The organism is Paenibacillus sp. LS-5, assembly GCF_056121505.1.
On the sequence record NZ_JBWAVA010000023.1, the window covers coordinates 1 to 13350 of the forward strand.

At 53.3% G+C, this 13350-nt stretch carries 12 protein-coding genes and 1 riboswitch; of the genes, 6 read left to right on the forward strand and 6 right to left on the reverse strand.

The window, feature by feature from the left end:
• Positions 1 to 272: 272 nt before the first annotated feature.
• The 4 genes from AC0MA3_RS23810 to AC0MA3_RS23825 all read right to left on the reverse strand — a co-directional run bounded on the left by AC0MA3_RS23810 (position 273) and on the right by AC0MA3_RS23825 (position 3336).
• Entirely contained in the window at positions 273 to 1067 is a 795-nt protein-coding gene (locus AC0MA3_RS23810) for an ABC transporter ATP-binding protein (RefSeq protein ID WP_474658109.1), read from the reverse strand.
• An 86-nt stretch (positions 1068 to 1153) separates the two neighbouring features.
• Positions 1154 to 1915 carry an ABC transporter permease gene (locus tag AC0MA3_RS23815; protein ID WP_379158145.1) on the reverse strand — a complete coding sequence of 254 codons (762 nt, stop codon included), beginning with the start codon at positions 1913 to 1915 and terminating at the stop codon, positions 1154 to 1156.
• Positions 1912 to 2205, reverse strand: coding sequence for a thiamine-binding protein (locus AC0MA3_RS23820; protein ID WP_379158147.1), 294 nt, complete (start codon positions 2203 to 2205; stop codon positions 1912 to 1914). The genes AC0MA3_RS23815 and AC0MA3_RS23820 overlap by 4 nt, the downstream gene beginning before the upstream one ends.
• Positions 2206 to 2259: 54 nt before the next feature.
• Positions 2260 to 3336: an ABC transporter substrate-binding protein gene (locus AC0MA3_RS23825; protein ID WP_474658068.1), complete on the reverse strand. Its 1077-nt coding sequence runs from the start codon at positions 3334 to 3336 to the stop codon at positions 2260 to 2262.
• A gap of 122 nt (positions 3337 to 3458) precedes the next feature.
• Positions 3459 to 3571: riboswitch (TPP riboswitch) on the reverse strand.
• Between the two features lie 213 nt (positions 3572 to 3784).
• Between AC0MA3_RS23825 and AC0MA3_RS23830 the strand changes: the two genes are divergently transcribed.
• Positions 3785 to 4807, forward strand: coding sequence for a cobalamin-dependent protein (locus tag AC0MA3_RS23830; protein WP_474658069.1), 1023 nt, complete (start codon positions 3785 to 3787; stop codon positions 4805 to 4807).
• Positions 4808 to 4843: 36 nt separating this feature from the next.
• Complete coding sequence (locus AC0MA3_RS23835) at positions 4844 to 6535, forward strand: ATP-binding protein (RefSeq protein WP_474658070.1); 1692 nt, start codon at positions 4844 to 4846, stop codon at positions 6533 to 6535.
• Position 6536: 1 nt separating this feature from the next.
• Here AC0MA3_RS23835 and AC0MA3_RS23840 read toward each other — a convergent pair whose 3' ends face one another.
• Both AC0MA3_RS23840 and AC0MA3_RS23845 read right to left on the reverse strand, forming a co-directional pair.
• Positions 6537 to 7997, reverse strand: a complete 1461-nt coding sequence (locus AC0MA3_RS23840; RefSeq protein WP_474658071.1) for a hypothetical protein — start codon at positions 7995 to 7997, stop codon at positions 6537 to 6539.
• 42 nt (positions 7998 to 8039) lie between these two features.
• Positions 8040 to 9212 carry an MFS transporter gene (locus AC0MA3_RS23845; RefSeq protein ID WP_474658072.1) on the reverse strand — a complete coding sequence of 391 codons (1173 nt, stop codon included), beginning with the start codon at positions 9210 to 9212 and terminating at the stop codon, positions 8040 to 8042.
• A 171-nt stretch (positions 9213 to 9383) separates the two neighbouring features.
• On the opposite strand from AC0MA3_RS23845, the gene AC0MA3_RS23850 reads away from it, so the two are divergent.
• The 4 genes from AC0MA3_RS23850 (at position 9384) to AC0MA3_RS23865 (ending at position 13331) form a co-directional block, all read left to right on the forward strand.
• Positions 9384 to 9821: a pyridoxamine 5'-phosphate oxidase family protein gene (locus AC0MA3_RS23850; protein ID WP_474658073.1), complete on the forward strand. Its 438-nt coding sequence runs from the start codon at positions 9384 to 9386 to the stop codon at positions 9819 to 9821.
• 257 nt (positions 9822 to 10078) lie between these two features.
• The gene (locus tag AC0MA3_RS23855; protein WP_474658074.1) at positions 10079 to 11116 is read left to right on the forward strand and encodes an EAL domain-containing protein; all 1038 of its coding nucleotides are present in this window, start codon (positions 10079 to 10081) and stop codon (positions 11114 to 11116) included.
• A gap of 95 nt (positions 11117 to 11211) precedes the next feature.
• Positions 11212 to 11886, forward strand: coding sequence for a response regulator transcription factor (locus AC0MA3_RS23860; protein WP_474658075.1), 675 nt, complete (start codon positions 11212 to 11214; stop codon positions 11884 to 11886).
• Positions 11883 to 13331: a sensor histidine kinase gene (locus AC0MA3_RS23865; RefSeq protein ID WP_474658076.1), complete on the forward strand. Its 1449-nt coding sequence runs from the start codon at positions 11883 to 11885 to the stop codon at positions 13329 to 13331. The genes AC0MA3_RS23860 and AC0MA3_RS23865 overlap by 4 nt, the downstream gene beginning before the upstream one ends.
• Positions 13332 to 13350 lie beyond the last annotated feature (19 nt).

Genomic DNA, 13350 nt, shown 5'->3' on the forward strand with positions numbered 1-13350 from the left:
AGCTTCAAGCTTTATCTCATATGAATACGTTGTGAACTTTTGTCCTTTTTTCACCATAAAAATGCACCCCTTAGATTTCATCGGATAAACCAGGGGTTTATTCCAATGTCTATTCTAAGGGGTGCACTTCAGTCATAGAGGCCGGGCCTATTTGCTGCAGCTGTGTAAAGACAGCTACTGCATTTCAAGAGGGTTGACCGCAAGCAGATCCGATACGCTGCGGTGGAAAACGAACGGGTATGCTGCGATGGAATGCGGGCCGGAACGCTTCTTTACCGGGCAGATCTGGCCTGCTCCTCGCGCATCCACTCCGACAGCTCGCGTCTGAGCTGTAGAAATTCGTGAGAATCGGTGATTTCTCCGCGCCGCGGACGCGGGAAGGGGACATCGATGGTATGCAGAACGGAACCGGGACGTCCGGAAAATACGTAGATGCGGCTGGAGAGAAGGAGTGCTTCCTCGATATTATGGGTAATAAATAGGACGGAACGGCGGTTCTCCTCCCATAGCTCCAGCAGCCAGCGCTGCATCTGCTCGCGGGTGAGCGCATCCAGCGCGCTGAACGGCTCATCCAGCAGCATCAGCTCTTGCGGTGCGAGCAGCGCCCGCAGGAAGGCCGCCCGTTGCTGCATACCGCCTGATAGCATATGCGGGTAGGCACGTTCAAACCCGCCCAGACCGACCTTGCCAAGCCAGTGGCGGGCAACCGTCCGCGCTTCGGCCTTCGGTTGGCCTTTCAGTTCACCGGCGAGCAGGACGTTGTCCTCAATGGTCCGCCACGGGAATAACGCAGGCTGCTGGGGCATGTAGCTGATCTCACCGCGTTGACCGGTGACGTTCTTACCGCTCATGCTTACCGTTCCGGTACCCGGCAGCTCCAGGCCGCCGATGATATGAAACAGGGTGCTTTTACCACAGCCTGAAGGGCCGACAATGGAGACGAATTCCTGCGGCTCAACGGTTAGTGATACATTGTCGAGTACGCGGGTCTCCCGGCCTCGGTGGAAGTAGGACTTGGATACGCCTCTTACATCCAGCGCAGGAGGGAGGGCTGGAGCTTCGGACATGTGCCCGAAGGGAACCTGTTCCCGGGTGTTCAAGTTTGGATGCCCTGCTGTCAAATCATTCATCCCCTTTCCGGGAAGTGTAAGTATCATGAGGTCTTGCGCGGCTTCCAGCGTACCAGCCATTTCTCGAGAAGTGCGATCAGCGCAAACAGCACCAGACTAAGAAGAACAATAATTACGATGGCGACGAACATCCGGTCTGTGCGGTAGGAGGCCTTCTGCAGCAGCATGTAGTAGCCAATGCCCTTGTCTGCACCGATCCACTCGGCGACTACAGCGCCCATTACTGCGTAGGTCGCGGAGATTTTAAGACCAGAGAACAGGGCTGGCAGAGAACCGGGAAGCTCCAGCTTCGAGAAGATTTGCCACTTGCTGGCCCCGGCCATTTTCATATAGTTCATCATGATCCGGTCGCTTTGGGCCAGCCCGCCCATAGCGGCGACGGCAACCGGGAAGAAGCAGACGAGTGTGATAAGTACGATTTTGGGCAGTAGTCCGAACCCGAACCAGATAATCAGCAGCGGCCCCAGAGCGATGGAGGGCACGTTCTGGCTGAGAATCAACAGCGGGTACAGTGCTCTTCTTAGCCAGGGCACCAAATGCAGCAGCAGAGCGACAATGAGGCCAACGCCTGTGCCGATCGGGAAGCCGATCAAGGTCAGCCGCAGCGTAGCGGCCGTATGTGCCCAAATGCCCGAAGCATTTCCCCGGGATTCGCGCGCGATATCGCCGGGGCTTGGCAGCATCCAGGAAGGGACGTGAAGTACGGAAACCGCCAATTGCCATACGCCCAGAAAAAAGATGACCGCCACAAGGGGCGGCCAGATTTGGTTCCAGTACGATCTCACGGCCGGTACTTTTCCGTCAGCTTGTCCATGCTGATTCCGCTGGGGTTATGAGCAATCTTGATTTGCGAGATGACGCTGGGGCTGCCCGATGCGATCAGCGCTTCATGCATTTGGCGCACCACTTCAAGCAATTCGCTGAGTTCGCCCTCCATTGTCGTTTCCAGCGGATTCACCTGGTGCTTGACGCCCGATTGCTGAATGACCTCTATGGCCTTATCCACATAAGGAATGGAATCCTCGTTATTCGGAGTTTTCGGAATGACTTGAATGCTAAGCAGGGTGTTTGCCATCTCAATCAGATCCTTTCGGGTTTTGTATCGTGAACTTTGCAAGGTTAATATATATTACTTGCTCTCCGGCAGATAATCATTCGTGAACGCCGAAGCAGCATCCAGCGGCTTGTCCAGCAGCTTCAGGCCGTACATCCAGTCGGCGTATTTCTGCCAGACCTCGGCTTTCTGCTCTCCCCATCTGGAGGCATCGTCCGTATATTTCGGGCTAAGCCACTTCTGGCTGGCCAGGACGAGCTTAGGGTCCAGATCCGGCACAGCTTTGGAGAGGATGGCGGCAGCTTCTTCCGGCTTGTCGATCGCATATTGATAGCCTTTGGAGGTAGCAGCAAGGAAAGCCTTCACCAGCTCCGGATGCTCAGCAATTTCCTTCTCGCTGGTCGTCAGCACTGGGGTGTAATAATCCAGCTGAGGCGCGTAATCCTTCAAATACAGCATATCCAGCGGCTCACCGCGCAGTTCAGCTTCAATACCGGTCCAGGCATAGAATATCCAGGCAAAATCGATGTCACGTTTCACGGCGGTGAAGAAATCGGCTTCTCCGATATTGACCAGCTTCACCTTTTTGACATCGCCGCCTTCAGGGTCCATGATCGCCTTCATGGCAGCTTCCTCAGCCGGAGAACCCCAGCCGCCGTAAGTTTTACCTTCGAAATCCTTTGGTGTCTTGATATTGCGGTCCTTCGGAGCGGCAAACCCCGAGGTGTTATGCTGGATGATAGCGGCAATCGAGACGAGCGGCACATCCTGCAGGCGGGCCAAGGTGAGCGCCTCCTGGGCACTGATGCCAAAAGCAGCTTCGCCCGAGGTAATCATCGTGTCGGCTCCCGCTGCACCCGGCTGTACAATTTCTACATCCAGGCCTTCCTCCTTGTAATAACCCAGCTCCTTGGCAGCATAGAGGCCGGTATGGTTAGTATTCGGCGTCCAGTCCAGGGCCACCTTGATCTTGGTCAGTTCCTTTGGCGCGTCCGTTTCTACAGCGGTTGCGGTTGCTTCCGGTGCGGCGTTGCTGTCTCCAGAGGGTGCAGTGCTATTTCCGCCGGAGTTGGTTGTATTGCTGCCGCACCCGGCCATGATGATAACCAACATGCAGCTGATGCAGAGCATTAGTGCTTTTTTGACTCCCATTGCTATTCTTCTCTCCTTCCAGCTACCCAGTCTTCTTAATTCTGATGATGTCCATACCAAAAAAAGCGCCCCGAAGATCGGGACGCCAGCAATTGCGTTAGGTGGCCGCTTAGCCGAAGTGGCTGAATGCGGGTGATGATTCCTACGCTGGCATTATCCAGATCAGGTATAAGGGTCAGTATCTTTAACGGGATACACTCTCAGCCAGCCAATTCCAGCCCCCCTGGTACTATGAAGTTATGGGTGTTGCTGTGTTCTTACGCTGTATTATAGCGGTCCCCTTCGGGGTTGTCCAGTACCAGCCCCAGATTCTGGCGGACTGCCAAACCTCACCAGACAGTGGACTTTCCAAATTGTATATATTAAAATTGTTACTTTACAATTCTGTTTTAATAAAGGAGTGACTCTTATACTCACTGATCAGCAAAATGCCGGAGAACGGCTGAAGGTGCTAGCGGAACAGTTGGCGGAGGAGGTCACTATACGTCAGTATGAGCGGCAGCCCGAGCTGCAGCACAGGTTCGGCCCTTCCGGAATGGCAAGAACCAAGCAGGATTCACTCTATCATTTACGGTATCTGGCGCAAAGTGTGGCGCTGGACAGTCCGCTTTTATTCATTAATTATATTATCTGGCTTAAGGTGCTGCTCGCACAGTACAAAATTACGGCTGAGGATCTGCAGATCAATCTGGGACTGATGAAGGAAGCTGTAGCTTCACAGGTAGAGACGCCGGAAAAAGAGCTGATTCTCAGCTATCTTGATATAGGAATCCACCATGCGCTCGAAGAGCAGAACCTGCCGCCCTTTCTTCAACCGGAGAAACCCTATTTCCGGGAGGCCGAAAGGTACCTGAAGCTGCTGCTGGACGGCGAACGCCGTAAGGCTTCAGAATTTGTGCTGGGGCTCCATGATGAGGGCGTGCCTATCCGTGATCTTTATCTGCATATTTTTCAGAGCAGCCAGTATGAGATTGGCCGTCTATGGCAGCTGGGTCACATTACTGTCGCTCAGGAGCACTACTGTACAGCCTGTACCCAGAGTATTATTTCCCAGCTTTATCCGCGTTGGATTCAGGCGCAGGAAGGGAAGAAGACTCTGGTTGCAGTCGGAGTCGGCCAGGAGCTGCATGAGATCGGACTGCGGATGCTGGCGGATTTCTTCGAAATGGAGGGCTGGAACACCTTTTATCTGGGCTCCAACATGCCTGCAGAAGGTCTGATCCGGTATCTGAAGGAACAGCCTGCCGACCTGCTGGCCATCTCCATCACCATGACTTTTCATGTATCGGAGGTTCAGCGTCTGATAGCTTCCATCCGTACACATGCGGAACTGAATCCCATCAAGATTATGGTTGGCGGAATGCCCTTTAATATAGACAGAGAGTTATGGCAAAAAGTCGGTGCTGACGGCTATGCCCCTGATGCCAAGGGGGCGCTGGAAATAGCGGGGCGTCTTATTCCTGATGCGTGACTCCGGGAGAATTGACATAGAAGGCGGGAGAAGGAAATGACCGACCATGAGCAAGAGATCCGGAAACTGAGAGAGACGATTGAGAAGCTCTCTAACCAGGTGATCCAGGGACAGCAAAGAGAAGAACAAGCCCTGGCTGAATTTTCTGCGATGAACAATGAATTAATTACGATGCACCGGTTGCTCACCAAGAATAGTGCCAGCCTTAAAGCCATGAAGGAAGAGGCGGAACGGGCCAACCGGGCAAAAAGCCTGTTTCTCGCTACAGTAAGCCACGAGATTCGTACGCCGATGAACGGAATTGTGGGGATGACTGAGCTTCTGGAGGCTGAGAACCCGACGGATGAGCAGCGGATTCATCTGGAGGTCATCCGGGAATCGGCACAATACCTGCTCCAGATGATCAATAATCTGCTGGATATCTCCAAGATTGAAGCCAGCAAAATGGAGCTGCAAAAGGCTCCGCTGAGCATACGCAATCTGCTTGAACATGCGGCAAGTCTCCTCTCTCCTGCCGCAGTGAAGCGCGGAAACACTCTGAAATGGCAGGTTGCAGGCAGTGTTGAGAGTACACTGAATGGAGACTCGTCCAAGATTCTTCAGGTGCTCATTAATTTGCTGGGGAATAGCATTAAGTTCACACAAGACGGAGTGGTGGAGGTACGCGTAGGACTGGCTGAAGAGGATGGCAAGCATCAGACGCTGTGCTTCGAAGTCAGGGACGAGGGCATTGGCATCCCGCTGAAGGCTCAAGCCGGGCTGTTCCGGCCGTATTCGCAAGTCAGCCAAGAGTCAGAGATGGCAGTAGAGGGAACAGGGCTGGGGTTGTCGATCTGCAAGTCGATGGTGGAGCTGATGGGGGGTGCGATCACGGTGGATAGTGCACCTGGCCAAGGCTCAACCTTCCGGTTTGAGATAGCGCTGGGCAAGACCGCCCGGCTGCAGGACAACCTGAATGCCGCTGAGGCTCTCCTGCTCCTGCCGGAGGCCCGCTTCAGTACAATGCCGGTGCTGGTTGCTGAGGACAATGGACTGAACAGCACACTCCTGCTGCTGCAACTGAAAAAATTGGGCATTACCAATGTAGAACTGGCCAATAATGGAAATCAGGCTATAGAAGCTTGGCAGAAGAGAGACTTCGGGCTTATTCTCATGGACAGCAGGCTGCCGGGCATGAATGGCGGCGAGGCGGTCCGGAGAATCCGCCAGCTGGAATCCACAGGAACAAGGATGAGAATTCCCATTATTGGTGTGACCGGGGATGGATCAGAAGAGAGCCGGGAAGCGTTTTTTCATGCGGGGCTGGATGACTGGGCCGTGAAGCCGCTGAATCTGGATAAGCTGAAGCAGCTTCTGGACAGATGGTTCGGGCCCAAGCCCTATATTCCGGTATTGAATCGGGATACAGTGTCCGGCATCCGGGAAATGGACGGGGAGGAAGAGCCGCAGCTGTTTCGGACGCTTGTCGATATGTTCAAGGAAGATACCCCGCTGCGGCTGGCTGCCCTGCAGGCAGCGGCGGAGGCCGGTGACCTGCAGGAGATGGCTTCGGTAGCCCATAGCCTGAAATCCGGCAGCCTTGGACTGGGAGCGCAGTACTTCGCCCATGTATGCGCAGGCGTTGAGCAGCATGCCAGAAGAGGAGAATATGAACGGGCGGCACTGCTGCTTCCCAGGCTTGCGCCTGCGTATGCGGAAGCCTGCCGTGAACTGGAGAGCCTGCTGTAGATCAGCGGGCTCTTTTTCTTTTTCTGCGGCGGCTGCGGATTCCGTTCCATAGCTGCTTCAGACTCAGGCCGATACTGACAGCGATCCCTGTGAAGGTGACGAACAGCGCCAGATATTCAAATGGGGAATACTCCAGCATTTTGCTCCAGTCAATCTTGCCTTTAAGGTCCTCGATCACCTGATTCATGCCATAAATACCGCTCACGACGGTGAACACCGTCAGGATCATGAGCAGTGTGTCCCGCCGCTTGGCCTGGAATTTCTCCTGGTATTGAAACAGGTCATTCAAAGTCATTTTGACCTCTTCAAACAGGGCGTCGTTCCCGTAGACTTTGCGCAGCTGAAAAAAAATCTCCCGGCCCTGGGACTGCGAAATTAACTCCAGAAAATAAAATTTGGCAGAGAACTTGTTAATCATAAAAATCAGGTTCTCGATTTCATCCACATCGTGGTTAATGCGCAGCCGAGAGTGGATGTTGGCCAGCTTCAGCAGAACGATTTTATGAAATATGCTCAGCAGCAGCCCATAGTAATATTCTCCATACATCTGATTAATAAGCTGGGTGGTCAGCTCAGGTTCAGCCCGGCTCAGGCAGCAGAATGTCTGCTCATTCGTCAAATAGTAAGTGTCCGGTCCCCAGCGGTTGTAGCAGTGTTCCTCGCAGTAATCCCGGATGTATCCGGGATCGCTGGCACTGATGTACGGTGTGCCTTCCACGGTAAGGCCATCCAGCTGGGAAGCACGGTACTGCTGCTCCACACTGATCTCACCCTCCTGGCCCACCTGCCCGTCAAAACCGTAAAAGGCCTGAACCAGCATTCTTTCATCCACAAAAAACGGTAAAGTCTCAAAATAAGCCCCATTGATTTCTGAAGGGTCGAGAAAAGGCTCCAGTCCGCTCACTAAATTCCTGAACACAAAATCCTCTACCTCATCAAAGGAGCGGTCATGGCAATGAATGGAGGTTTGTTTATCCCTTAAGGATACATCCTCCAGCGTACGGAAGCGGTCGGCAAATTCGAGGGCAATGCTGAAGGGGAGATGCTCCTCCTCTATGCTGACTCTAATGGTTAGGAAGCCGAGTTCGAAAGGACAGACGAATACATCCGTAGAGAGCACCTGGAAATGAACTGACTGTCCGGGCATCTCCATCCTGCAGGGAAGCTGATTGGCCCGGGAAAAGCGGCGGAAGGAATCTTTGTCCTTCTCACGGGGGAACAGCACATGGGCCGCAAACGGGAGGTAGCTCCGCTCCATTTTTTCATGGGAAACACAGTAGCCTTCGCCATAATAAGCGTCTTCCAGGTCTTTGTTGTCCAGAAAAAAACGGGTAAATCCCTCACGGGTCAGATGTTCGATCACTTTCGTGTCTTCACCCTCCTTGAGGGAGAAGGGGAAGATGAACTGCAGCAGGGCGGTATGGAGTGTTGGTTCAGAAGCTAAAGGGGTAAGTTCAGGCATCAATAGTTCCCACCCTTGCACAAGATATTTACATGAATTATATTACCCTATTTTCCAGGCTGCCACGCTTAACAGGAACAGCACGGCGGCAAAAGCAGCCAGCAGTCCCGAAGTCTGGGCGATCTGCAGATGATCCATGGACCAGCCGGTCACAAGCGGCAGCACCGCTCCGCCGATCCCGCCGGCAGCGATCATAATGCTTGGAGTGGACTCTTCGGCTCCGGGTAGCAGCTTGCTGGAGAAGACAAGTGATATGGAAAAGATGCCGGACATGCACAGCCCCAGCAGTGCCAGCACGGCAAAAGCGGCAATACGTTGCTCAGCAAACGGAAATAGCGCCAACAGCAGCAAGGTAGAGAAGCAACTAACCAGCACATATCTTCGATAGGAGATCCGCTCGGCAACAACTCCGGCATACAGCCGCCCAGCAGACATCGCCAGCCAGAAGAAGGTGACGGTCAGGGCCGCCGAAGCGTCGCTCATGCCGAGCTTGGCAATGAAGATTGCCGGCATGAAATTGACCAGGCTCATCTCCGTACCGACGTAGAGAAAGAAGAAAACAATGAACAAGCCGAGCAGCACCCACTGTTTGCCTTTATAGGGAAGCTTTCTTGAACGCAGGCGCTCAGTGCCCCGTTCCTTACGCGGGGGGCGTTCGTCGAGTACGCTCTGCAGGCGGCCGAACCCGCCCTTGGCCCAGAACAGCAGAGAGATCAGCGCAAAGACTGCGACGATCAGGAAGGCCAGTCTCCAGGCGCCTGCTGCAATTAACGGGCTTGCAACCAGCGGCATCACGAGTGCGCCTACGCCGAACAGCACCTCCAGCCGGCTCATGGCCACAGCGGTTCCTTCTGTGACAGCTGCTATAATGATGGTGCCGATGACGGCTTCAATCATGCCGAAGCCAAAGCCTGCGGCCACGGCAATGACATACATCCACCCCCATGGAGGGAGAAAAGCATAAGCGGTTTCCGCACACAGCAGCAGACCAGTGGCGATCAGCAGTCCGCCCCTTTTGCCGAAGCGGCGGTTGAGCAGCGGCGAGATCAGCACACCGGCTAGGAATCCGGCAAATTGGCTGAAGATCAGCTCGCCGCCTGCACTGTAAGTGCGGTCATAATGTTGCAGCAGAACGGGAAGAATAGAACCCAGCACCACATGTGCGAGTCCGATGACAAAGTAGGAGAGGCAGCCAATCCAGATCAATTTTTTCAAGTAGGGGAGCTCCTTTTGTAGTGGGTTAATGGCTGGATTCAGGATTCATTACGGATTCATTACCCTCAGAACGGGTACACTAATATAAACAACGGTTTTATCATAAATCCAAATTCCCGACGTGGATATATAAACTTATATTCACATGATTAGAGAGGAGCTATTTCGTCAATGGATAACAAAGAGCTGGAGCAGACGATCATCAAGGTGCTGGATGACAACAAATTCGGGTCCTTCGGCACGATAGAAGCCGGCAACAAACCTAAGGTGCGTTACATGGCGGTATTTCATGACGGGCTTCACATTTATTTGGCTACCAATCGCAAAACGCATAAAGTAGAGGAGCTGAGGGATAATCCGAATGCTTTTCTGCTGCTTGGATATGAACAGGGCGGCGGCAAGGATGTACTTGAGATTGAAGCCACTGTTGCCGTTACCAAGGATGAAGGCCTGCGGTCCAAGGTATGGAACAAAGAGCTGGAGAAATGGTTCAAAGGGCCGGATGATCCCGACTATGTAATCCTTGAGCTGAAGCCGACGCGGATAGAGTACATGGGTAAGAACCAGCAGCATGGAGTCTGGGAAGGTTCGGCGGCGGTCTCCGGTTAGTTGGAGAAAGGCTGTCCATAAGTGAACTGTACTCCGTTAAATAGACAGGTAAATATAGCAAAGCAGCGATTCTTCCGTCATTTGGAGGATCGCTGTTTTTCGTTTTTATGAGGATTGCGGAATTTTTCTGCTGAATATGCATGCACCTCCTAAGGAGTTTGCTCATGGTGCTGGTCAGGCCGTGGCTGGCTAATGGGAAATCATGCTATACTTGGCCGTACAAGCCTTATCGACATCATGAGAGATGGAGGGGTTCCATGAGATGCATCGACTGTTCTCCAATTGAGCCGGTGGAAGACGAAGGGGATTTGAAATTCAGGCCCTGCACGGCTCCCTTTGCAGCCGCTGTAAGGGATGCAGGTTACGCGGTTGAAGAAGCACAAGACGCCGGGAAGATTACATATGGATCACGCGAGGAGCTCCTGCTTCTTCTGGAACAGCTGGACAGGCTTCAGAACGAGCTGCGCTTACCATTGTCGTTAAGCCTTAAGGGCCGGACTGGCAAGGTTTTGGTAGAGCGGTGGTTTACGCTGGAGCAGCTGAAACTCAGATTTACCAGTGAAAATCTGATTGCCATCATTGCCAACCACAATTTCTGCAGCCATATGCAGCCTATTGTGGATTTCAATGAGGCAATTATGGGCTTTGAGCTCTTGTTGCGGCCGCTGCCGGGAAGCGCCTCTTTTAAACCTTATGAGCTGTTTGAGATTGCCAGGCAGACCGGATTTCATTCTTTTCTTGACCGGGCTGCGCGTATATCAGCCATTGAGACCAGCGCAAAGCTGCTGCCCAAAGGGATGAAGCGGTTTGTTAATTTCCTGCCCTCCTCCATCTATAATCCCAAGTATTGTCTGACTCATACCTTTGAAGCCATCAGACGCCTCGGCCAGGCCCCGGAGGATTTTGTGTTTGAAGTCGTAGAGACAGAGAAGATTTCAAATATCCCCCATCTGCAGGATATTTTCAGCGAATATCGCAATCAGGGTCTGCTGGTCGCACTGGATGATGTCGGCGCGGGTCATTCCACCATAGAGGTTATGACGAGCCTGAGGCCGGATTATGTCAAGATTGACCGGGGGCTGATCAGCTTCTGTGATCAGGATGAGACGAAGCAGCTGGCCATCCGGGATATCATGAACCGGGCGTGGGATTTTGGAGCCAAGGTGCTGGCTGAAGGGATTGAGCGGCGGGAGGAATTTCTGTTCTGCCGGGATATCGGCATGGATCTTGGACAAGGATATCTGCTGGGTAAACCCTCAGACAAGCCGCCGGCCCGTTTTGGCCATATTGCATAATAGTATTCTATTCATCCTCGGGTACGCAGACGTTTCTCTATGCTGCCCCGGGGATTTCTTGTTGTGCCTAATGAAGAAGGGAGGATTTGAAGCTAATGGGTATTACGCTGTTGTATGTAGAAGATGACAGGGACATCGGAACCGCCGTTTCCGCTGATCTGAAGGAGCGGGGGTATGCTGTCCGCTGGCTGGAGAGCGGAGAGGGAGCTGCCGAGGCGGCGGCAGGCTGCCAGCTGGCCATACTTGATGTCATGCTGCCGGGGCTGGATGGATTCACGGTCGGGCAGCGGCTGAAGCGGGCGTATGCGAATCTGCCGATTCTGATGCTGTCTGCCCGCACTTCCATCGACGACAAGCTTCAGGGCCTGGAATTTGCCGACGACTATTTGACCAAGCCGTTTCATCCGGATGAACTGGCTGCGCGTATTGAGGTGTTGTTAAGACGGACAGGCGCTGCCCAGTCCACCCCCCTGACCCTAAAGCATCTGATGGTGTACGAAGGGGACAACCGGATTATAGAGGCGGACAGCGGAAAGGAAATTTTGCTTACTGGCAAGCAGTTTCAGATCTTCTCATATTTGCTGCGCCATCTGGGCCAGATCCTGACGAAAGAGCAGATCTATGAGGCGGTGTGGGGAGAGAGCTATATGGAGGGTGACAAGACACTGATGGTGCATATTCGTTATTTACGGGAGAAGCTGGAGCTTGATCCGGCCGCGCCGGAGATTATTGAGACCGTCCGGGGGATCGGCTACCGGGTACGCGCATGAGGAAGACGAGCCTTCTGCGTAAGGTGCATACCTCGCTGCTCTCCCGCTATCTGCTGATTATTATCGCCGCACTGCTGTTTATTCCCGCTGCGCTGCTAAGTATCCCGTTGACCATGACGGTGTATGGCCTGTTTACCGGATTGAGCCAGGAAGAGCGGCCGAAGGAATATGCGCCATATGACAACATAACTCAAGTAGAGAAGATCTGGCATAAGGAAGCTGCCGGGCTTCTTGGCAAACCGCCCGAGATGATTAATGAGCGGCTGCGGGCGTTAAGCACCACGTACAGCTTGGCTACGATCTTCTGGGTAGACGGGGAAGGGCGCACCCGGCTGTTATTGGAGTCTGCAAATCCGAAGCTATGGCAGGAGAAGGAACGATACTCCATTCCCTTGCAGTGGACTGCGGCAGAGGCAATCTCATTTATGAAAAAAAGCACAAACCTGGAGCCTTTGGGCATAGTCGCATTTGTAGGTGATCATTCGGAAGCCGGAGAAGGGTTTATAGTGATGCAGATTCCAGGCGTCGTCAGAGAGCAGACTTCTTTTGACGGGATTAGTATATGGTTTACGCTAGTTATCCTTTTACTTTTTACAGGTTTCATTATCGTCTCGCTGCTGTTCTTCATCCAGATCCGCAAAAGGCTGGTACGGCTGCAGACAGCTATGGCTTTTACTGGAGAAGCTGGTGTGCCTCCATTGATTGCCCCAGGCAAGCCCGATGAGATTGGCCGTCTGGAAACTGCTTTTAATACCATGGTCACCGAGCTTGCGGCCAGCCGTGTGCGTTCGGCGGAAGAAGAGGGGCTGCGCAAGCGGCTTGTCGCTGATTTGTCCCATGATCTGCGTACTCCGCTTACGGTAATCCGAAGTCATCTTCATCTTCTTAACAAGGAACAGTTGACCGGACGCGGACAGGAATCCCTGAAGCTTGTGGATGAACGGATTGAAAGCATGGGCATCCTGATCGAAAATCTGCTGTCCTACAATCTGCTTAGCAGCGGACGGATGACGCTCAAGCTGGAGCGCAAGGATGTTCTGCGTCTGCTCAGGGAGAGTGCTGCGGCGTGGTATCCGCTGTGGGAAAAGGAAGGTTTCCAGATTGATATTGATCTGGAGGGAGAGCCGCTGTATTGGAAGGTGGATGAGAGCTGGTTCCGCCGCATTCTGGATAATCTGTTCCAGAATATAGTGCGCCATGCGCGAAGCGGATTATATGCCGGGGTGGCTGTAGAGGCCAGAGACGGCGGGCGTGTAATTGTCATCCGTGACCACGGCAAGGGTCTGGGCAGCGACTCCGGCTCCAAGGGTGCAGGACTGGGCTTGTCCATTGTCGAGCTGCTGCTCCAGCGGATGGAGCTGGAGTGGAAAGTGGACAGCACAAGGCAAGGCACTAGTATTGTGATTCTTAGCCCGCTGCCGGATGTAAATTTAAACGAAATTTAAACTTGCCGCCTCCGTGCTT